Here is a 20,375-nt window from a genome sequence, read left to right on the forward strand (position 1 = left end):
GTGTTGCTGACTGCTGACAGTATATTCCTAGACTACGTGAAATGTCTGTTCCTTGTTTGCAGCTGAGCTTCTACTCATTCTGCGTTCTGCTTTTTCAATTGTTTTTAAGATATCACGGGCTTCTCTGGTTCCTTCCATGATTCGTCTTGCTACCTTGCTATCGCCGATATTAACTAATTCTGTTTCATTTTCCAGTGCATATTGCTGCAGCTCCGGCAGCAGCGGCGCTTCTGCCCGCATCCCCAGACAAACAAAACCTAAATCAAAGAATAATTCTTTTATCTCACCATTCGGCAGCTCTACTGTGAAATGATCTTTGCTTACCTGAGTAAGCTTCGTTGATGTATAAACCTGAACATCATAGTCTCTAACAATTTCCATCATCGCCAGCTTTGTAATCAAATCAAGATCTTTGCCCAGTTCCGGCTGCATCTCTACGATACTCACCTTTTTAGCGCCGCGTTCTGCATAGTACTCAACCACGTCCAGTCCAACAGCTCCGCCGCCAATCACAACTACTTCTTTGCCTTCAAATTCCTGAAAGTTATCCATATTATTCAATAAATCGAAAATGGAAAAGACCTGACGGCTCTCGTCCGCTAACACTTCATGCAGTCCATTAATCGGCGGAAGCAATGGCGTTGCACCAGTGGCATTTACAATAACATCTGGATTGCTTCCATGGATATCCTCCATCGTAAAACGGTGATTCAAATGAATGGTTAGGTTATCCAGCTCCGCACAGCGGTTTTTCAAATAGATAATAAAATCATCAATTCGTTTTTTGTCAGGGAAACGTGCAATTTCATGCCCTAAACCACCTAAATAGCTTTTTTGCTCATACAGTTCGACTTCCACACCAATCTCGGCAGCTGTAGCCGCTGCTTCCAAGCCAGCTGTACCGCCGCCAATGACAACCATTTTCATTGGATTTTCTATCGGCTGTTCCTTGTACTGATCTTCATAGTAAAGGTCAGGGTTAATGGTACAGCGGATAGGACGGGATTTATTGATGCGGTGATCCGCACACCCGATGTTGCAGGAAATACATTTTCTTAACAAGTGCTCCTGACCGCTTTCAACCTTGCTAATCCAGTTTGGCTCAGCAATCAGCCCTCGGCCCATTGCCAATAAGTCAGCGTCGCCATTTTCCAGTATTTCTGCCGCCCGCTTCGGGCTGCGAATATTACCAGAGGTTACAATAATCTTTTCAGGATAGCGCTCTTTCACTGCCTTTGCCATATAAGAACGCCAGCCGTCTTCAAGATTCATCTTATCAATCTGGTACTGTAAATTATCGTTTAAAGCAGCAGAAACATTTAAAATGTCTACGTCATCAACAAAATAGTTTAAAATGTCAATAGAATCCTCTAGTGTATTGCCGCCCTTTAAAAGCTCGTCTGCACTAAAGCGCAGCGAAATTGGGAAGAAGGGCCCTACAGCTTTGCGGACAGCCTCGACAGCCAGCTTGGCAAATCGCGCCCGATTTTCTGCTGTGCCGCCGAATTGATCTGTACGTTTATTGTACAAAGGAGACAAAAACTGACTCAACAGATAAGAATGTCCGGCATGAATCTCCACACAGTCAAAGCCAGCTTTCTGTGCTCTTGCAGCTGCTTCGGCGTATTTATCTATAATGGTATAAATTTCCTCTTCGGTTAGCGGTCTTGGCGCCGGATTACCTGTTTTACTTGGAACATTGGAGGAGGATACAGCCTGTACGCCATTCAGACGCAGCCCATATGCTGAAGCTCCGGCATGATTAATCTGAACAGAGGTAGCAGCGCCATAGGCATGCATCGTTTCATTAAACTTCCATAAACCTGGTATGTACTGGTCATTATCAATTCGAAGCTGGGAAGTTCCATTTGTTCCCATTGGATAGTCAACACAGACATTTTCTAGCGTAATCATCCCTGTGCCGCCCTTGGCTCTTTGTTCGTAGTATGATAAGTGTTCTTTATTAAAGGTTCCGTCCATGTTGGCAAAATTCGTCCCCATAGGCGGCATAATCACTCGATTTTTTAATGTCAGACGCCGAATCGTCAACGGTTCAAAAATTGCTTGATACTTATCCATAGTTGTCCTTCTTTCTTCAAATTCATTGTTTCACAATCTAGTCACCTATAGTTTAATACAGCTATTCCATAAAAACTAATACTTTATTTCCTGATAATTAATCAATTTTTTTTATCAATAATCAAAAAAAAGAAGTGACATTCACATGCCTCCTCCTTTAAAACTTGAATATACAGTGTACCCAAAACTACCTTACTTTCTAAAGAAGTAGTTTTGAGGCATAAGGCGGAACAGCTCTATCACATCCGCCTCAGTTATTCACTTACCTTTATCTGTAATACCTGACCTTCCTTATTCATCGCTTTATACCGAACAGCAATCACTATTGTTGCCCCCAATCCGATTAACGTCAGGACGGCATCGTACCAGAAGACTAGCTGAATATCCTTCTCTGCCATCACTCCAGTTAGGTAGGGCGTAATCATTACGGAAACCGAAGTTGCCAAGGAGTATAAGCTGGTAATCCTTCCTTTTTTCTGCGGAAAAAATTCTAAAATCAGCGCTAGCCCTAGCTGCCAGATACCTCCTGCAGCGAAAACACCTACACAGAGAGCGGCAATTACAACAACAATAAAGCTTGGATATAGATTCATGTAAATAAGCGCTAAAGCGGTAATCCCTGTACAAAAAACCATTAAAGCGGCAATATTAACCCCCTTTTTAACAATTGCAGAGGTTAAAAAAACGGAGACAAAGGAACCGATACTGTAGATACTAACAAAAGTCAGACTGTCCTGCTGATTAGCAATTCCTGTTTGCTCAGCAAAGGTTGGAATCCACAGGATAAAAATATTAAACATTGAAACGGACACAAAAGAGAAGGCCATCAATGCAACCCCATCAATTTTAAAACTGGCTTTTGAGGTACAGAGCTGCTGTGCCTCCACCAGTGTTTCCTCGTCTTTTTGTTTTGACAAATCAATAGTAGACAATGGGGGAAATGCTTGAAACCATAAGAAAATAACATTTAAGAATAAACAAACAATACATAAAACAAACGGCCAGCCGTAATAAAGCTCCTCAGTAATGATGACTCTAGTCATCAGCGGCAGCAGAAACTGTCCCAACGAAATAAAGGCTTTATTCAACACGCTTAATGAGCTGTTGTCTTTCTCGCTGGGGTAAGACTCTACCAGTGTTGGATAGGTACTAGTGTCCAAAAAGGCATTGCTGAAGCCGCCAAACAAGGCAATGACCATCGCAGTTTGATAATTTGTGCTCAGCAGCATACCGGAAAAGAAAATAAAATATGAGAAAATCGCAATCATCACTGTTTTTTTACGTCCAAAGCGGTCAGAAAAATAACCAGAGAAATATAAGCTGATAATTCTGCCCAGTCCAATGGCACTGATAACTAAGGTTACCTGAGCAGTGGAAGCCTGCCATTGCTTCGCCAGTGCTGACATATTCTGGGAAATGATAATCGCTGCCATTCCCTGAAAAATATAATTAAAATACAAGCCTGCAACCAGCGGCAAGTACCGGTGTTTCCCGTTTATAGCCCTTCCTTTTGTGATGTTTTTCACTTTATATCCCACTTTCTTTTTCAATTCCTTTTTATTACATAGGATAACCCATTTTTTTGAAAAATACTAATGCTTTTTTGACCAGCAAATGATAAACTTCATTTATCATTACATAGGAAGTGATCCAATTATGAATCTGAGACATCTTGAATACTTCATCGCTCTTGCTGAATCAGAGCATATGCGCCTAACTGCTGAACAGTTAAATACCTCACAGCCAAACATCAGCCACGCCATTTCCATGCTGGAAGAAGAGCTTGGCGCAAAGCTTTTTGAAAAAAAGGGCCGCAACATCTACCTTACAAGATACGGGAAGCTGTTTTATCAACATGCAGTTTCCGGACTCCAACAACTCTATACAGGAAAACGCCTCATTCAGGAAATGGTGGATCCTCAGACAGGACATATTCAGCTGGGCTTTATTTATACGATGGGGTCTATTTTAGCTCCTCAGCTGACCAAGGATTTTCTAAGTATAGAAGAAAACCACAAAATTCAGTTCAACTTTTCTCAGGGAAACTCTCTTGATATTCTGGAACTGTTGAAAATAGATGAGATTGACATTGCCATCTGCTCCAAGGTCGCTGAAGATCCATCAATACAATTCAACCGTCTGGTCCAGCAGGAAATTGTCGTTGTCGTTCCAAATAAACATCCTCTCGCAGATAAAGATGAGGTTTCCTTAAAGGTCCTAACACAAGAAGCCTTCATCTACTATAATAAGCAAAGCGGCATCCGCCCTTATATTGACGAGGTGTTGGCAGCCCAGCAAATCAAACCGAAGATTGTTTTCGAAGCGGAGGAAGACCATAGTATTCTGGGATTTGTCGGCTGTGATTATGGTATTGCTATTATGCCGGATATTCCTTCAATCTCAGCCTACCCAGTCAAAAAATTACAGATTTCAGATACACTGCTGCCGCGCTATATTTATCTTGCTACAAAAAAAGACCGTAAGATGACACCGGCAGTCCAGCGCTTCTATGATTACTGCCAGCAATCCGCTCAATATCTTATAGAAAATTAAAGCTGAGCTAAAAGTGTTTTGCTTCAAGAAATAAGCCGGACTACACTAAAAATGGTTCCATACACATTTTCAGTGTAGTCCGGCTTATTTTCAAAGAGACAGCTTTGAGACTACCGTTTATTCAGGTTTTAGGAGTAGAAAAAGTTGAAGATTTTTATGTCCCACTCCTGTTCGTCTTACCTACGCTTCTTACAGCCGCCCTCTCACCATTTTATTAAGCCAAACAGATTTTTTCATACCTCTCTGAAAAAGCTGACCTAAAAAATAGACATAATCCCCGTATACTACAACTATAGTTTCTGTTAAACAAATCAAATACACTTCTATTTTTCTATATCGGACAGCAAAGCTATGCTTCCTAGATAGAATAAGTAGGCAGACTATATAAAATTATAGGGGGGAACAAATGATGAAATGGCATAATCTTACAATAGAAAAAACGACACAAGAATTAAACGCAGCAACCACAGGTCTTACGAAGCAGCAAAGGCAACACAAGCTGCAGCAGGAAGGGGAAAATATTCTTAGTGAAAAGAATCAGCTGAAGACCTGGCAGAAAGTCGGAAAGCATTTTACCGATTTACTGATGCTGGTCTTAATGGGCGCTGCTTTTCTCAAGGGAATAACCGGCAGCTATGCAGAAATGGGCATCATCCTTGCAGTAGTTGTTATCAACGGCTTAATCGGCTATTTTCAGGAAAGAAAGGCAGAGGAATCCTTGAACGGTTTAAAGCAAATGATGGGACAAGAGGCCGTCGTATTGTCCGAAGGAGGCCGACAAACCATTCCTTCTACTCAATTAGTTACAGGGGATATTGTTCTGCTCCATGCTGGAGATGTCGTCCCGGCAGATATCCGTATTCTGGAAACCCATGAGCTAATCATCGAGGAATCTGCCTTAACTGGTGAATCTTTACCAGTAGAAAAACAAACCGAGGAATTACCAGCAGATACGCCTTTAGGAGACAGAAGTAATCTGGCTTTTTCAGGCACACTCGTTCAAGCTGGTTCAGGTAAAGGTATCGTAGTAGAGACTGGCGATAAAACTGAGATTGGTCAAATTAATGCTGCACTACAATCCGTACAAAAGCAGACCACACCACTAATTAGAAAAATGAATCAGCTGAACAAACAGATTTTTAAAGGCTTGATTTTCTTTATCTTATTTCTGGTATTCTTTACAACCTTTAGATACGGAATGGATTTGAACCTGATTCTCTCCGCCAGTATTGCCCTGATCGTTGCAGTCATTCCTGAAGGTCTGCCGGCAGTTCTTACCATGATTCTTTCCATGGGCGTCAAGGAAATGGCACAGGAAAAAGCAATTGTTAAAAGTATGCCTGCTGTAGAAACACTCGGTGCGATGACGGTCATCTGCTCAGATAAAACAGGAACACTAACCAAAAATGAAATGACCGTCGTTGACCTGGTATTGCCCAAAGATATGGAAAAAACACAGGCGGAAGCTCAGCTGGCTGCTATTATGAACAACTGTCAGGAGCTAAAGCTCAATGAGGAGCAAACCATTGAAGAGTTGAGCGGCAATCCTACAGAGCTGGCTTTACTGAAATATGCAGACAGCTTTTCAGCTCCTTTACTGGCGAAGCTGGATAAAATTCCCTTTAGTTCTTCCTACAAGTACATGGCCACCCTGCATGAAGCATCAACAGAAAACCATGTTATTTATATCAAAGGCGCACCAGAGGTTCTTCTTCAAAAAGCGGAATTAACCCCTTCAGAAAAAAGCTACTGGGAAAAAGAAGCTGCGGAGATGGCTCAAAATGGCCGCCGGGTTCTTGGCTTAGCTGTAAAATATCTTCCAGTGAATGAGGAGCTTTCCCACGAAAGCCTGGAAAATCTGACGATGGCTGGCTTAACTGGAATTATTGATCCACCGAAGGAGTCAGCCGTACAGGCTGTCAGAGAAAGCCTGCAGGCGGGTATCTCTGTAAAAATGATTACTGGTGACCACAAAGATACCGCTCAAGCCATCGGCAAACAGATTGGACTGCGTCACACCTCGCATGTTTTGGAAGGCAGGGACATTGATCACCTGACCGATGAAGAGCTTCAGAAGCAAGCCACAGCAATCGATATTTTCGCCCGGACAACACCCGAGCATAAGCTGAGAATCGTTACTGCCCTACAGAAAAACGGCGAAGTAGTTGGTATGACAGGTGATGGCGTCAATGATGCCCCTGCTTTAAAAAAGGCAGATATTGGTATTGCTATGGGAATCAAAGGCAGCGAAGTAAGTAAACAAGCAGCAGATATGGTGCTGGCCGATGATAACTTTGCGACAATCACACGGGCTGTTAAGGAAGGCAGACGGATTTTTGATAATCTAAAGAAGACCATCAATTTCTTCCTGCCAACAGCTTTAGCACAAGGATTAATCGTCATTTTTGCCTTAATGGCTAATCGGCCGCTGCCATTGACACCAGTACAGATTTTATGGGTAAATATGGTAACTACCATTACACTTTCATACGCACTAGGTTTTGAGCCGGCACATGAGCAAATCATGAAGCGGATGCCAAGAAATCCAAAGGAGCAAATTCTTTCAGTCTACAGCCTATTCCGTATTGTATATGTTTCTCTGCTCATCACAGTGCCGGCGTATCTGTTAGCTATGCAAGCAGATAGTCTGGCTGTTCAGCAGACCATGCTTCTGCAAAACATCGTTCTGGCACAGGCCTTTTACATGATTAACTGTCGGGAGCTGCTTGACCCGTCTCTTAATAAAAGCCTCTTCAAAAACAGGGCCCTTTTTATCTCTCTTGGCTGTTTAGCATTCTTACAAGGTGCCGTGCTGCTCTTACCAATGGCTCAGCAAATACTAGGCACAACTAGCTTGACCCTCACTCAGCACCTGCCAATTCTACTAAACACTATCGGCATTTTCCTGATAGTTGAAGCAGAAAAGTTTGTTTCTAAGAAAATAGCGAAGAAGAAAAGGAAGGAAGCAGTCGTATAGTCATTCAGAATAAGATAGTACATCCTTGTAGAAAAGAACTTGATATATTCAGCACTTCCCTTTAATAAAGGAAAGAGTTTGAGACAGAAATGGTTAGCTTCAAGCACCAGGTAGGTACTTTTCAGCATCTGTTCTACTTACGTAGGAAGTAATCACAGTGATTCAAAGCAATAAGCAGGAAATTACGAAAATGACAGTCAACATGAAGGTAAACCATTCGATGTTGACGGCTTCCTACCTGGTGCGCCACAAATTTTTGCTAAATTCCGGCTTATTGCCGAAGAATTTGCTCCTGCGGTTACTCGTCGCAGTTAAGTACTTTGCTTGTGCTCCTGCGGTTACTCGTCGCAGTTCAGTGCTCGTATGTATTACTGTCTCACCATTTATTCGGATTTAAGCATACTAAAAGTCTGGGAATTTAGTTATGTCCCAGACTATTTTTCATTTCAAAAAAGCGGTGCTTCTCTTTTTATACAGAATTATCCAAAGCTTATATTCCAAAATGAACAATAATTTTATTTTCTGCTGCTGCAGTTTTTAGAATACTTTCCAGTGTATCCCACTCTTCACCGATAAAATATGCCGCCTGCTCAGATTCATTTCCATGTAAATAATCGGCAATTACTTCAAGAAAATGTTGCGCTATTGCTGGCGTGATAACCGTTATTCCATAGTAGTTAAAGCCTGGTCCAAATTCCTTAGCCGTCTGCCAATACATCTCAATATTCTTAAATACGTTGTAGTTTTCCATAATAAATTGATCTTGAATATCAATCGTTTCATTTCGAAACGCCCAAAAATCTTCATCTTCCGACAGCGTATCCCGCAATGCAAAATTATGAATCAAGCCCCCGTAACTGGGGCTGCCATCCAAATGTAATACCTGCTTTTTATCAGCCAATGCTGCATTCAAAAAGTTCATAAATTTTCTATACTCAGCTTCATTCTCGGCGTTCAACGTCAGAATTGCTTTCAGCCGTTTAATATTTTGCTCGTCCAATACTGTCCCGTAACGACTTAGACCAAAAACCGTTTCATCAGAGGAGTATTCAATGAATTCATCGTTTTTCAGACAAGGTTCTATTTTTTTTATCAGCTTGTCGGAAATTCGGATAAAATCTTCCTCTTTGAAACAGCTACAATCAAAGTGTCCATCATAAAAATGAAATTTGTGATTTAACAATCGCAGTCCTCCTTATTCGTAATATAAGTCAATGCTTCTTTTATCCCCTGTAAAATAACCTTTGAAATAAGCCGCATTTAATTTTTTCAAATATTCTATACTAGCAATTCTTTTTTTTAGAATACTAACCCCATCAGAAACAACATTTTTGATATCATGCATCTCCTCACCGCTCCATGTAGGTACATACTTTTCATCAGATCTGTTAATAGCGGGAAGATTATTCCCATAAAATAATTTTTCGTATATATGATGAAAATTATCCGTTCCTAAAAAAGGGCAAGCTATTGAATTCGAGATATCTAATGAAATATTCCAAAATAAAAGGACTTCTTCACAATCCACATGCTTTAGTCCATTTTCAAGCTGCTTTTCTAAATGTTCAATATTATACGTAGTTACGCCAGTTCCAAGTGATAGTTCCTTCTCTTTCACATATGCTTTCAACTCAATAATACTATCAAATTTAATTAATTTACCTTCTTCACTTATTAACCCATCCGTATCATCTGTATACCACAAACAAAAAAATGAACGGTCTGCAAACTGAAATTCAACAACGTATAACTTTTCCATAATGGGTTCTCCTTATAATTAAACTTAGTCATTCAAAACCTCGTCTTCATCAAAAAATTGTTATCTTAAACTTCGCTGCGCTTTCATTGTTGGAAATAGTATAGTAATCAACTTCCCAGCGATTATTGTATTTATTGATAAAGAACAAATTAAAATAGCTATATTTCACATAAGATATAAAATTATCGATAAAAGTTGTTCTACTTTGAATCGATTGAGAAGCAAGAAAAACTTCTAACTCATATTTATTATTATTCGTATTAAAAGTATGTTTTTTTATAAATATTTTATCTTCTAAAAAAGATTGAACATCAAACTTCATTCCTAAACTTATTTCAAACTCAGTATTACTAATTAAGTCAAAACCTCTCTTTATTTCTGCATCCACAATTTTTACCCCCTATTTTGGTATATACATCCCTCTAGATTCTACTATCTGCCAAGTATATCTACGTTTCCATTTGTCAACTCATATAACTGTTGTTTAAGCTCTTGGGTAAATTGGGCTATGTCTTCCAAAAAGACCCAAAATTTAAACCCTCTATAATACCCAGGATGATTTCCGTCCATATATGCAGCATTAATCCAAAGCTCAGTCGTCACTATATCTTTTTCAAACTGATCTACAGTGTTCATTAATTTCATAGAAAATTCGCCTTCGGTAGCACCACACTCAAACTCTGTATACTTCTCTTCTAAAGACAGATTTGGTCTTCTTTTTTTTTCTTCTACTAAGGAATCAATCGTTTTCAAAAATAGTTTTAGCCCTTCTAGACTAAATGTTGGAGGATACTTAAACATATATATTTCTTCTTCAACCTGCACGCTAAAGTCTATTGGAAACCAATTTAAATAGTCTTCCGCCTCAGGCTCATAATATAAAGATTCATTTTTAAGTAAATCTATTTTCAACTCAATTTGATTGCCTAAATGTCTATTCTTAATTAAAGCCATTTCTTTTTCCCTTTCTTTCTACTATTCACGGCATAGGAATTGTAGAATATCCACCTTGCCTAATCATCATTTTTATAACTTCATCTATATTCGGCAATGTATTTACTACACCGTTTCTAGCATTTCCCCCTATTACTGACATAATGCTCCTTCCATTTTTATCCATAACTACAGCACCATACCTATGTTATCCCAGCTACTTTAACTACTTCTTCTACTTCCTTTTCCAAAAATGGAAGGATTATCTGGCCAAACATTTTTATAATCTCTTTCTTGACAGAATCTTCAATACAGTTATCAAAATTATAAATAACAACTACGATTTCTTGTTCGTGTATCCACTCTAAATCACACATCCAGTCTAGAAAGGCATCTAAACTTCTTACATTGTCCATAGGTAAATCAAATTCTTCAACCATAAGACTAGCAAAATCCTCGATTGCATGAATTTTTTCCCCATTCAATATTGCTACTTTTAGTTTATCCTTATTTAGAATATTAGGTTTTATACCTTCAAATTCTTTTGTTTGTATTTGTATTACTTGATTTTTCATATTTAATCCCCTTGTTTACTCCATAAAAAATAGCGGAAACCAAAATAGATTCACCGATTGACCACCGCACAAACCAACAAGTAGAGCTTATTTTTACTTTCTCGTAAATCAAATCTACGTTAATTTCTGGTTCTTATTGTGTGATGACTTCTATATAAATTTTTTCAAAGGTTAATGAAAAGTTGATAAAACATGTATCTACCTAATTCAATCCTTTTGCACCTATATTAAAAAGTCATCAAGTAATTCATAAAATTTATCAAAGGCTTGCTCTTCTGTAGTACAGTAAAAAATGATAATATCTGACCAATTGTGAGAAGAGTTAATATTGTATTTTTGTTGAATATATTCTTGAAAGCCTTCATAGAAATGACAAGCATTATTTCCTTCTATATCATTTTGCCTATCCATGTATCCATCAAGAAAAGCTTTAAGCAAAGATAATGATTTCTGGCCAAGGTAAATCACTGGCTACTTTCGTATTTCCTCTAATTTATATTTTACAATATCCATAATAAACTCCTCTATTTTCTTATTAACTAATAATATATCTAATCACATTTAAACTATGTAAGTTGAGAAGCCCGATTTTAGATAACTCGGACTTCTCATGACAACCCTAATAAATATCAGAACTAGTTAAGCAATCTTATCTTAAATCAATTCCACCCCAATTTCTGGTTTTTTACGAAACAAATTATATACCAAATCAAAAATTTGCTTTACTAATAATTTTATTTTTACTTTTTAAACTAAAGCAGATAAATAAGGAATCCCTTGATTGTACATAATAGAGACTTCAAAAGATTTTTCTCCTAAAATACATGCTAACAAATCCAGCAATTTATCAGTTCTTTTCTCTTCACTTCGGTCTTCTTTTCTAAGATATAAACTGAAATTGGAAGAAGATACACCATTTGACACAGTTGATAGATTTTCAATTAACTCTAAAACAAATCCTTCCAAGAAATTGATAATAGTTATCGGACTAGTTCTCTTTTTTTGAAATATTTCTGTCAACTGATCAAAATAGACCTGCATCTTTTCTTTATTGCCTAAAGTATTTTGAACATTTCTTTTACAAGAAATTATCTTCAAAACTTCTTTATTTCCTAAATGTTTCTCTAAATATTTAGGAAATATTCTGATTGAACCTGTTATAATGGTATCTATTTTTCCTTGAAGAATTCCCTGAATTTCTTTTATTTCATCCAAAGTTGTTGGATATTCATCTTTTATTTCGTCTTTTTCAATATGAAATTCCGATAGCTTTTTTAAGAATTTATATGTGATTAACTTATCGATATAAATATAGTCACCAGTTAATAATTTATAATATTCATATTTTGACCATTCTCCCAATTCATCTTTACTAATCTCTTTATCCATATAGCGTTGTATTTTTTCCAAAAGTACTTTTGAGTATTCGTTCATAGTTTCACCCTTGCTATTCAAATAATTTAATGTGGAAAAAATTCCTCTATTCCTGATCCGTGATAGTAGTAATCTTTTCCATTAGTCCAGTAGTGCCGCTGATATATTGTTCCATCAGATGCTCCCCGCTTTTCCATTACTTTTACCCATTTCTTAGGGTTTTGTCCTTGAGATTCCAGAAATTTTTTAAAAGAACCACTCGTCACCTTTGATTGTTCTGATTCAATCTCTATCCAATCATTTTGCACATCTTTTAATCCCTTTTTGTAATAATTAGAATTATTGAAGAATTCCCACCTTGACTAGCAAATCCCGCAATAGCTATCGTCCCAGCTACTTGCAATGCTTCTTTTACGGATACTGTGACGGCTCCTTGATTGATTATTACCGAAGTTCCGGAAATTATTGGCGCTAAACTAGATGAAAAGGTCACTGCTGTTGGCGGGTAGAAGAAGGTTACTACCAGCATAAAGGCTAGGCTGCTAAAAATCCGATGCCTTTCCAATCGAGTCCACAGCTAAGCTCTGCTTCATAATATTTGGGACTAACGAACAGTATAGCTAATTCTGTTTAAACTATGTAAATCGAGAAGTCCGATTTCAGATAACTCGGACTTCTCATAGGGCAACCCTAATAAATATCAGAACTAGTTAAGCAATCTTATCTTAAATCAATTCCACCTCAATTTCCGGTTCCCATCGGGTGATGACTTCTATACAATAATTCAAAGTAATTATTAAATAATGTTTCAAATTTAAAATATCGTACATGTCTTTACACTTGTCTTTTACAAATCGTCCAAACTGTCCATCTTCAATTAAATATATAACATTAGAAAAATTATTTACTTTATATTTTGATAGCTCAGACTCATTGTAGAATGTGTTATTGAGCAGTGTCCCCTCATCTAACATCCTTATTGCTGAAACAACACCAAAATCAATTGCTATTCTATGAGTAAAGCTTTCTAATTCAATGTGTAATCCTCTTTGTTCTCCATTATTCAATGATACTTGGTAATTTCCATTGGGTATTTCATTCTTAAATACTTCTTTCCATTTTTCCATAATAAGCCTTCCTAATTGTATCTTATTTTCCAGATATTTTTTTAGAATACGTAATCTCTAATGTCGAACCACCTGTATCACTGCCTCGGCGTAATGAAATTGATATCCCATGTTAATGAACATCAGCACTCGTTAGAGTTTATTTTCTTTACTTGCTAGGTATATCTACGTTTCCATTTGTTAACTCATATCACTGTCACTTACATCTGTTCTTGTCTAATGCAAAACCGTCTCAATATGAATATTTTTAAAATATTTCTCCATATGCTCGATTAATATTTTTGCTATATCTTTGGAATCATATAGTTCACTTATTTCTTCTGTCCAGTGAATAGTCGTTAGTCGGTTCGTTTTTTGACAACTACTTTGATTTATTTCAGATTTGAAATTTCTATTTGAATAAACATTTAACCCGTCTAAAAAAGCCTCAAGATAAAGTAGTATACTTGAAATTTCATCTACGTACATTTTTGGTCTATTCTTCAGCCCATCAAGCCAATTATATATTTTCTTTTTTACTTCATTTGCACTCAATTTACTACAAAATTTAAATTTTTCCATAAAATATTCTTCCGTCACATCAAGTAGAATATTTATTAGTTCTGTATCTGTTTTTTCTTCATTTCTATGCTTAATTTGATTTGTCCAATAATAATTTGTATGAATATTTCCTTTAGACTCAAAGTATTTTGTAATATCTTCCCGTAAATTAAAGGATAGTAACTGATTTATTCCATCAATATACCCTTCAATATAAGTACAGAAGGCAACATATGTTAAATCCCCAATAATGAGTTCTTCAGGTTTATTTCGCAAAATTTGTATTTGGTTTAAGATTGTATTGTTGCTATGCATTATTCTACTCTCCTAATATAATAACTAAATTTCAATACAAGCTTTCAAATGTGTGGCTCTCTCTCCATGTGCCCTAATAACATCGTAGCTGATTTTCTTGGTTGTAGTCTGATATGAGGCGCTAAAATCCCTCATACTCATTTATCAATCTACTAAATAAACATTGAAATTTCTTCTTTTCCCTCCCATCACTACTTCTTCTACTTCCTTTTCCCAAAATGGAAGAATCATCTGGCCAAACATTTTTATAATCTCTTTCTTGCCAGAATCTTCAATACAGTTATCAAAATTATAAATAACAACTACGATTTCTTGTTCGTGTATCCACTCTAAATCACGCATCCAGTCCAAAAAACCATCAAAATTATTGGTATTCTTCATTGGCAAATTAAACTGTCTAATCATTTCTTGTATAAACATTGACTTGCTACATAGCTCTTCTCCATTAAGAATAGCAATTTTTATATTTTTGTTTTTTATCCTAGCATTCTTTAACACAGAAAATTCTTTATTATTGACTTTATATATTTTGTTTTCCATATATATCTACCTTATTTCTAGAGCCTCTAAAAATCCGATGCCTTTCCAATGGAGTCCACAGCTAAGCTCTGCTTCATAATATTTGGGACTAACGAACAACATAGCTAATTATGTTTAAACTATGTAAGTTGAGAAGCCCGATTTCAGATAACTCGGACTTCTCATAGGGCAACCCTAATAAATATCAGAACTCTTTAGATTTTACTTTCTCTACCTACCAGGTATATCTACATCGCCATTCGTTAAATCATACACCTGCTGCTTAAGTTCTTTTACAAATTTAGCTAAATCCCGATTTAATACAATAAAACTAAAGCCAATATCATACCCTGTAGCTTGTTCTGTCATGCTGACTACATTCAACCATAATCTTATATATATGATTTCTTTTTCTATTTCCTCAGAACTATTTTCCAACTCAAACCAAAATTCCCCTTCCGTTGCTCCACAATGATAAGTTTCACGTTCTTTTTCGACAAATGACTGATTCAGCTCTTCGTTTTCTTTTAAAACCTTTTCCAGTGTTCCTATAAAGTACTTCCTCAACGCTTCTAAACTAAAAGTTGGCGTTCTTTTATAGGTATATGAATTTTCGCCGGCTTGTAACTTAAGCTCTACCGGAATCCAATTAAGATACTCTTCATCTTTCGGGTTATAGATAAATGAGCTGTTTTTTACTAGATTAAAATCTAAAATTAAATCGTGTACTTGATATTCATTTACTAATTTAGGCATGTATCTCCCTTTCCCTACCTCATCATTCAATCCTACATCCGAACAATAATCGCTCTTTCATTTGTTGAATCATTTTCTCACTAAAGTCATATTTTCCAAAAATCTCGTTTTACTACTTTTTGTTCATCCATAGCTCTAAATAAATGGAGTTTATAGAACGTAACTTTAGAGACTTCATATTTCTTTACTGTAAATAAAAAAAATATGTTTGGGTATTTTCTATTTCAACCTTCAAATGCTTCATATCCTTTGTTTTAAGTACCCCTTATTTTCAGAATCTTTTTCAATTTCATTAATTCTTATCATTCTTGTATATCTAGACTCTACTATCCCTATTTCTAAAGGAACTACAACAATCTTATCATTTAAATCACCAAAAAAATCATATATACTTAAGTATTCATATCACCGAAAAATCAGTTCACCGCTGAATTTTCCCTGCATTTTTCAACACCCTATTCACCACATAGCGGGCATAGAACATCATCGGATTTGTTTTTAAACATTTAGTTTCTCATTCCTTATTAAATAGGCACTTGCTATGAAATTGCTTATATCACTTCCACTATATGTAAACCAAGAAGCCTGACCTTTTTTTGCCTTAGGCTTCTTGATAGAAATCACACCATTAAATCAATATTATTCTTCTAATAGATCGAACTATCACATATCTTAATATGCAATCGGTTCTATAATTTCAATGTTTTCATTTTTGGCACGTTTCTTAATTATTTGATGAACAATTTCTATAGTTTTTTTATTTCTTTCTAAATAGTCATCCCATATTCCCTCTGAGTTGATTGATTTTATTTCCAACTCCAACAAATCATCAAGCATAATTTGAGTATGCAAATTGTTGATTTTAATTGCATACCCATTCAATAAGGCTTTTTTAATTTCAAATAATTTATGATCATAAATCGCTAAAACACCTTGTTCATTAGAAGTCCTATAAGCTATTTCTTGAGTACGAATATTCGTGTAAATCTCAATAACTAAATAATCTTTTCCTTTAATTAAACTTTCTCTATAATTCTCTAAACAAGTGACTATCATTAATATCCTCTTCAATTTCATGACTAAAACTATGGCTATGCAAATTTGAAATCGTCAAATAAACCTTTATTATTTCTTCATACAACTTCATAATCATAGAAACCATGCTTTAAGTCAATAGAATATTTTCAAAAAATAAATTTATTTTTTAAAGTTATTAATTTGCGAACAAAAAAACAAATAGACCGTACAATCAACAGATTATTTTTACATATAAAAAGAGCTGATTAAAAACAACTATCAGCTCTTGTACCTGTATTTATGCTATTGTCTCCCATGAAAATTACTTCTTTGCTATCAAGAATATGCAGCTGCTAAAAAGCTCATCGCTCCGCTAAATATTCCTCAAGCGCCTTATCTAATTCGTCTTGCCGAGATACCAACAGGGCTTTAATATCGGCAACAGTCATTCCATTGGGATCTGTTTCGGAATCAACCTCTATGGTTGTCTTTACGCCTTCTATGATAGCGCTCCCCTTAAGAACAGTATGGTCATCCAGCAAAACAATCCGCTCTTCATCCTTGTATTGGTGCAAAAATTCAATTATTTCTGCTGTCGTTAAGTAACCAAATGCTTGATGAATGCCTTCACTGTCTACCTCAGAAAAAGACAGTGTGCGGGATTCTACCTGTTTTTCTTCCTTAACAGGTGATAGCTGACTGCTTTCCTGTGAACTCCTTTTAGTTTCAGCAGGAACTGGGCTTTTATTACCTCGAACGAAAACAACAACAATAACGACTACCGCAAGCACCAATATACTCCCTAATCGCTTCTTCATACTAAGTCCTCCTTTTTAAGTAAGTAGTTAAATAAAAGATTCTACAGTTATCATCATAAAAATCTTCAGATAAGTCAATAGCTTTATTTAGGCCTTTTCATTTTTAAATAGGTAAACGTTTGCTGATTTAAAGCAAAAAAAGACTGTGACATTAGTATGCCTCAGTCCCTTAAACCTGGATAAACGGTGTTTCAGAAGTAACTCCTTTGACAATAAGGTGAAAATTCGCAAAAAGTTTGTGGAACATCAGGTAGGAATCAGTCAACAGCGAATGGTTTGCCTTCGTGTTTCCTGTCATTTTCGGAATTTCCGCCTTATTGCTTAGAATCACTGTAATTGCTCTTTGAGCAGAACAGATGATGAAAAGTACCTACTTGGTGCTTGAAGCTAACCACTTTTCATAACCTCTTTATAAATACAAATATTGGACAGCCTCTCTGATTGTCTGCAGCTCATTTTGGGTAGGAACAGAAGAAATATAAATAACTTGCTGGGAATAGTTCTGCTTCAACGGCTGATTGGATAGGATGATATCCGCTGGTTTCATTTGAGACACATCCAGTTCATCTGTATTCAAGGCTTCAACATGTACCCGGCTGCCAATCATATCCTGCAGCTCCTGTAGCAGGAAGCTTTTCCAAGCTGGTTCTCCCTGAAAAATGAAATATGCTGTAATCCGACGCGGAGCTACTGAAAATATCGCTTCCTGTACCAATAAGGTTGCTACACTGACAACATAATCCGAATGAGGCAACCGTTCCAGTAAGCCCTGTTTCTTCATTTCATCGTAAACAGCTTGATAGAGTGCCGGAAAACGTTCCTGACTAAGTAGAAGAATTTCCTGATACTCCAGTAAAAATTTATCAGACAAGCGCTTGGATTCATAGTATTTCAGCAGAAAAAGCACCAGATTGTCCAATAGAGAAGAGTCTGAAAGCTTATTTTGTTGGAAGGCGGAACTAAAACGCTGGATGAATTGCTCACAGCCAATAAACAGTGATTCATAAGCTTCCTTCAGTGTTTCTCTCATCTGGTCAGTCAAAGCATTGTAATTCCAGCTTTCCAAAAAACAAAAGAACGCATAGAAGTGCTCCTGCTCTTTTCCTTTTAGCCGGATTCCTTCCAATTGATACAAGTGCTCTAGCTTTTCCTTATATAGTGTAAAAAGAATATCATCTGTATTAAAGCGAAATTCTTCAATTAGACAGCCCGCCTTGATTCGGATGGTATTAATAAAAAACCAACAGGTTCCAAATATCTGCTCAGTTGATATACCCAGCATCGTTTTATCCAGCTTTGCCAAAAAATCGATATAATGTTTTTCATGAATTGAGTAGTCTTCAAAGAAAAAGCTATCATGAGTAAATGGCACTAGCAGTCGGTGGTAAAATACCCGAATACTGGATTCCTCCCCCACCCATTCAAATGCAGACTGAGAAAGATTAATTTGCAGATGAATACTTTTAAGAGCCTTGTTCAGCTTGCCCACCTGCCGCTTCAAGGTTTCGTAGGATAAGCCTTTATCGTTTAAAAAGGATTGAACAGGTACCTCTTTTACTGTGAGTAATTCTTTTACAATTAAAATACCTATTGAATCCTTCATAAAGAATTCCCATACCTCATTAACGGTCCCTAAATTATCCGATACAAGAGATAGACCCGAATTACCATCTGCCTCCAGCTGCCAGCCTTCCGGCAGTTCCATACGCAGGCTTTGAAGATCATTGAAGACTGTTCGTTCAGAAACCTGCAGTTCCTCAGCCAGCTCTTTGGCTGTCAACTGCTGATGATTGATTAGCTTTTCCAGAATCGTAATCTTTCTTCTGATATCCTTCTCGGTAATCAAGCGTTTAGCCATTGCATACATCGTCTTCCTCCTCATTAGAAAGAGTTTGGGACATAAGTAAATGCCCGAACTCTTCTTTCTCTAAAATCCGAATAAACGGCGTTCCAAAAGTAGCTCTCTCGGAAATAAGCCGAACTATCTCAAAAATATAAAAAGCTATTTTCGGATAATTCGTCTTATTTCTCGAAGCTAAACACTTTTGGCTCAACCTCTCTCAAGCACTTAGTGCTGAAAATCGCTTGCTCGTGAAGCTAGACATTAGCCAAATGCCTCCCTTGCTTTTCCTTGATATTAGTGTGTTTACACCTGTAAATAGCTCTTATTCTCTTTACCAGCAAAAAACAAAAACAGCTGCTCATAAAAAGTATACGTTTTTTTATTCCTTTCCTCAATTAACACCCCTTTGATTATTTTCAATGGTACAATAATAAAAAATGGCTACTGAGTAAAAGGAGGAACTGATGGTCTTCTCATCTATCGAGCTAACCCCAAACAGGCACTATAATCAGACGCTTCGAATCAACGAACAGCTTCTGCCGAAGTTATTGTATAACCTCACTAAGGATGAGGTTATAACTCAGCTGTCTTTCGTCTGGGATCAAAAGCTCTACTCACTTCAAGAAACGAACTACATTCAAAAACAGCTAAGAAATAAAGCCGATGGAAATATTCCGTTATTATTATGTCCAGATGACTGGGATTTTTCCTGCACAATTGTTGTTGTAAAAGTTAAACACTATGCAGACCATACCTGTTGGGAGAAAATCGGCTACGTTAGTCGAGAAAACTATTCTTTTGAAAAAATGATGCGTTCCGGCTATATGGATTATTCCACTTGGACCGCTGGTGATTTTGAAAACTATTCAGAAGACTATTTTTTTAAATCAGCACCCGATATCAAGTGGGATACGCTGTGGTCCCAAGTCTGGCCGGAAGAAGAGCGCCGCAGAATCTGGAATTATCTTCACCCCTTCTTTAATGATGACCACAATATTAGCTGGTTAACTGACTTAAACTGGACCTTTGAACGCTCGTTATACGACCACTTCATTCACCAGGTAACCACACTTTGCCAAAACGATTCCTTATGAAAAGTTAAACAAGCTCATTCAGCGCTCGAGCAATACATGCGAATCAGCCTCATGATAGATGTCTGTCTCATGAGGCTGATTCGTATTTATTCGGTT

Annotated in this window: 21 protein-coding genes; 3 read left to right on the top strand and 18 right to left on the bottom strand. The window is 36.9% G+C overall.

Translation table 11 applies throughout. The features are described from left to right. Nucleotides 1–27: 27 nt before the first annotated feature. Complete coding sequence (locus ACYSNQ_RS06250; RefSeq protein WP_426082008.1) at nt 28–2,079, bottom strand: oxidoreductase; 2,052 nt, start codon at nt 2,077–2,079, stop codon at nt 28–30. Nucleotides 2,080–2,333: 254 nt separating this feature from the next. Beyond that, the gene (locus ACYSNQ_RS06255; RefSeq protein WP_426082009.1) at nt 2,334–3,605 is read right to left on the bottom strand and encodes an MFS transporter; all 1,272 of its coding nucleotides are present in this window, start codon (nt 3,603–3,605) and stop codon (nt 2,334–2,336) included. Between the two features lie 130 nt (nt 3,606–3,735). Between ACYSNQ_RS06255 and ACYSNQ_RS06260 the strand changes: the two genes are divergently transcribed. Both ACYSNQ_RS06260 and ACYSNQ_RS06265 read left to right on the top strand, forming a co-directional pair. Continuing rightward, nucleotides 3,736–4,632, top strand: coding sequence for a LysR family transcriptional regulator (locus ACYSNQ_RS06260; protein ID WP_426082010.1), 897 nt, complete (start codon nt 3,736–3,738; stop codon nt 4,630–4,632). Nucleotides 4,633–5,041: 409 nt separating this feature from the next. After that, the gene (locus tag ACYSNQ_RS06265) at nt 5,042–7,609 is read left to right on the top strand and encodes an HAD-IC family P-type ATPase (RefSeq protein ID WP_426082077.1); all 2,568 of its coding nucleotides are present in this window, start codon (nt 5,042–5,044) and stop codon (nt 7,607–7,609) included. Nucleotides 7,610–8,099: 490 nt separating this feature from the next. On the opposite strand, the gene ACYSNQ_RS06270 is transcribed toward ACYSNQ_RS06265, so the two are convergent. The 16 genes from ACYSNQ_RS06270 to ACYSNQ_RS06345 form a co-directional block, all read right to left on the bottom strand. Further along, the gene (locus tag ACYSNQ_RS06270; RefSeq protein WP_426082011.1) at nt 8,100–8,792 is read right to left on the bottom strand and encodes a hypothetical protein; all 693 of its coding nucleotides are present in this window, start codon (nt 8,790–8,792) and stop codon (nt 8,100–8,102) included. A gap of 12 nt (nt 8,793–8,804) precedes the next feature. Beyond that, entirely contained in the window at nt 8,805–9,368 is a 564-nt protein-coding gene (locus ACYSNQ_RS06275) for a hypothetical protein (RefSeq protein ID WP_426082012.1), read from the bottom strand. 49 nt (nt 9,369–9,417) lie between these two features. Next, the gene (locus ACYSNQ_RS06280; protein WP_426082013.1) at nt 9,418–9,756 is read right to left on the bottom strand and encodes a hypothetical protein; all 339 of its coding nucleotides are present in this window, start codon (nt 9,754–9,756) and stop codon (nt 9,418–9,420) included. 44 nt (nt 9,757–9,800) lie between these two features. Next, nucleotides 9,801–10,322, bottom strand: a complete 522-nt coding sequence (locus ACYSNQ_RS06285) for a WapI family immunity protein (protein WP_426082014.1) — start codon at nt 10,320–10,322, stop codon at nt 9,801–9,803. A gap of 182 nt (nt 10,323–10,504) precedes the next feature. Further along, nucleotides 10,505–10,876: a barstar family protein gene (locus ACYSNQ_RS06290; protein WP_426082015.1), complete on the bottom strand. Its 372-nt coding sequence runs from the start codon at nt 10,874–10,876 to the stop codon at nt 10,505–10,507. Nucleotides 10,877–11,098: 222 nt separating this feature from the next. Continuing rightward, nucleotides 11,099–11,287 carry a hypothetical protein gene (locus tag ACYSNQ_RS06295; RefSeq protein WP_426082016.1) on the bottom strand — a complete coding sequence of 63 codons (189 nt, stop codon included), beginning with the start codon at nt 11,285–11,287 and terminating at the stop codon, nt 11,099–11,101. A gap of 336 nt (nt 11,288–11,623) precedes the next feature. Continuing rightward, complete coding sequence (locus ACYSNQ_RS06300; protein WP_426082017.1) at nt 11,624–12,310, bottom strand: hypothetical protein; 687 nt, start codon at nt 12,308–12,310, stop codon at nt 11,624–11,626. A 26-nt stretch (nt 12,311–12,336) separates the two neighbouring features. Beyond that, nucleotides 12,337–12,558 (bottom strand): hypothetical protein, encoded by a 222-nt coding sequence (locus tag ACYSNQ_RS06305; RefSeq protein ID WP_426082018.1) that lies wholly within the window; start codon nt 12,556–12,558, stop codon nt 12,337–12,339. 5 nt (nt 12,559–12,563) lie between these two features. Then, nucleotides 12,564–12,815 (bottom strand): hypothetical protein, encoded by a 252-nt coding sequence (locus tag ACYSNQ_RS06310; RefSeq protein WP_426082019.1) that lies wholly within the window; start codon nt 12,813–12,815, stop codon nt 12,564–12,566. A gap of 160 nt (nt 12,816–12,975) precedes the next feature. Further along, nucleotides 12,976–13,377, bottom strand: a complete 402-nt coding sequence (locus ACYSNQ_RS06315) for a hypothetical protein (protein ID WP_426082020.1) — start codon at nt 13,375–13,377, stop codon at nt 12,976–12,978. 216 nt (nt 13,378–13,593) lie between these two features. Then, entirely contained in the window at nt 13,594–14,232 is a 639-nt protein-coding gene (locus ACYSNQ_RS06320; RefSeq protein ID WP_426082021.1) for a hypothetical protein, read from the bottom strand. 144 nt (nt 14,233–14,376) lie between these two features. Continuing rightward, nucleotides 14,377–14,772 (bottom strand): barstar family protein, encoded by a 396-nt coding sequence (locus ACYSNQ_RS06325; protein WP_426082022.1) that lies wholly within the window; start codon nt 14,770–14,772, stop codon nt 14,377–14,379. Nucleotides 14,773–14,982: 210 nt separating this feature from the next. Continuing rightward, entirely contained in the window at nt 14,983–15,507 is a 525-nt protein-coding gene (locus tag ACYSNQ_RS06330; protein ID WP_426082023.1) for a WapI family immunity protein, read from the bottom strand. A 672-nt stretch (nt 15,508–16,179) separates the two neighbouring features. After that, on the bottom strand, nt 16,180–16,563 hold the full coding sequence (locus ACYSNQ_RS06335; protein ID WP_426082025.1) for a hypothetical protein: 384 nt from the start codon (nt 16,561–16,563) through the stop codon (nt 16,180–16,182). Between the two features lie 323 nt (nt 16,564–16,886). Continuing rightward, nucleotides 16,887–17,342: a hypothetical protein gene (locus ACYSNQ_RS06340; RefSeq protein ID WP_426082027.1), complete on the bottom strand. Its 456-nt coding sequence runs from the start codon at nt 17,340–17,342 to the stop codon at nt 16,887–16,889. Nucleotides 17,343–17,751: 409 nt separating this feature from the next. Beyond that, the gene (locus ACYSNQ_RS06345; RefSeq protein ID WP_426082029.1) at nt 17,752–19,209 is read right to left on the bottom strand and encodes a helix-turn-helix domain-containing protein; all 1,458 of its coding nucleotides are present in this window, start codon (nt 19,207–19,209) and stop codon (nt 17,752–17,754) included. Between the two features lie 440 nt (nt 19,210–19,649). Between ACYSNQ_RS06345 and ACYSNQ_RS06350 the strand changes: the two genes are divergently transcribed. Continuing rightward, the gene (locus ACYSNQ_RS06350) at nt 19,650–20,279 is read left to right on the top strand and encodes a hypothetical protein (RefSeq protein ID WP_426082030.1); all 630 of its coding nucleotides are present in this window, start codon (nt 19,650–19,652) and stop codon (nt 20,277–20,279) included. The last annotated feature ends 96 nt before the right edge of the window (nt 20,280–20,375 follow it).

The organism is Enterococcus sp. LJL51, from assembly GCF_054871795.1.

Excerpts from the sequence above, each read along its gene's own strand:
- ACYSNQ_RS06250 (WP_426082008.1), bottom strand. The coding sequence starts at position 2,079 with ATGGATAAGTATCAAGCAATTTTTGAACCGTTGACGATTCGGCGTCTG.
- ACYSNQ_RS06260 (WP_426082010.1), top strand. The coding sequence starts at position 3,736 with ATGAATCTGAGACATCTTGAATACTTCATCGCTCTTGCTGAATCAGAG.
- ACYSNQ_RS06265 (WP_426082077.1), top strand. The coding sequence starts at position 5,042 with ATGAAATGGCATAATCTTACAATAGAAAAAACGACACAAGAATTAAAC.
- ACYSNQ_RS06275 (WP_426082012.1), bottom strand. The coding sequence starts at position 9,368 with ATGGAAAAGTTATACGTTGTTGAATTTCAGTTTGCAGACCGTTCATTT.
- ACYSNQ_RS06285 (WP_426082014.1), bottom strand. The coding sequence starts at position 10,322 with ATGGCTTTAATTAAGAATAGACATTTAGGCAATCAAATTGAGTTGAAA.
- ACYSNQ_RS06290 (WP_426082015.1), bottom strand. The coding sequence starts at position 10,876 with ATGAAAAATCAAGTAATACAAATACAAACAAAAGAATTTGAAGGTATA.
- ACYSNQ_RS06295 (WP_426082016.1), bottom strand. The coding sequence starts at position 11,287 with ATGGATAGGCAAAATGATATAGAAGGAAATAATGCTTGTCATTTCTAT.
- ACYSNQ_RS06300 (WP_426082017.1), bottom strand. The coding sequence starts at position 12,310 with ATGAACGAATACTCAAAAGTACTTTTGGAAAAAATACAACGCTATATG.
- ACYSNQ_RS06315 (WP_426082020.1), bottom strand. The coding sequence starts at position 13,377 with ATGGAAAAATGGAAAGAAGTATTTAAGAATGAAATACCCAATGGAAAT.
- ACYSNQ_RS06320 (WP_426082021.1), bottom strand. The coding sequence starts at position 14,232 with ATGCATAGCAACAATACAATCTTAAACCAAATACAAATTTTGCGAAAT.
- ACYSNQ_RS06325 (WP_426082022.1), bottom strand. The coding sequence starts at position 14,772 with ATGGAAAACAAAATATATAAAGTCAATAATAAAGAATTTTCTGTGTTA.
- ACYSNQ_RS06330 (WP_426082023.1), bottom strand. The coding sequence starts at position 15,507 with ATGCCTAAATTAGTAAATGAATATCAAGTACACGATTTAATTTTAGAT.
- ACYSNQ_RS06335 (WP_426082025.1), bottom strand. The coding sequence starts at position 16,563 with ATGATAGTCACTTGTTTAGAGAATTATAGAGAAAGTTTAATTAAAGGA.
- ACYSNQ_RS06340 (WP_426082027.1), bottom strand. The coding sequence starts at position 17,342 with ATGAAGAAGCGATTAGGGAGTATATTGGTGCTTGCGGTAGTCGTTATT.
- ACYSNQ_RS06345 (WP_426082029.1), bottom strand. The coding sequence starts at position 19,209 with ATGTATGCAATGGCTAAACGCTTGATTACCGAGAAGGATATCAGAAGA.
- ACYSNQ_RS06350 (WP_426082030.1), top strand. The coding sequence starts at position 19,650 with ATGGTCTTCTCATCTATCGAGCTAACCCCAAACAGGCACTATAATCAG.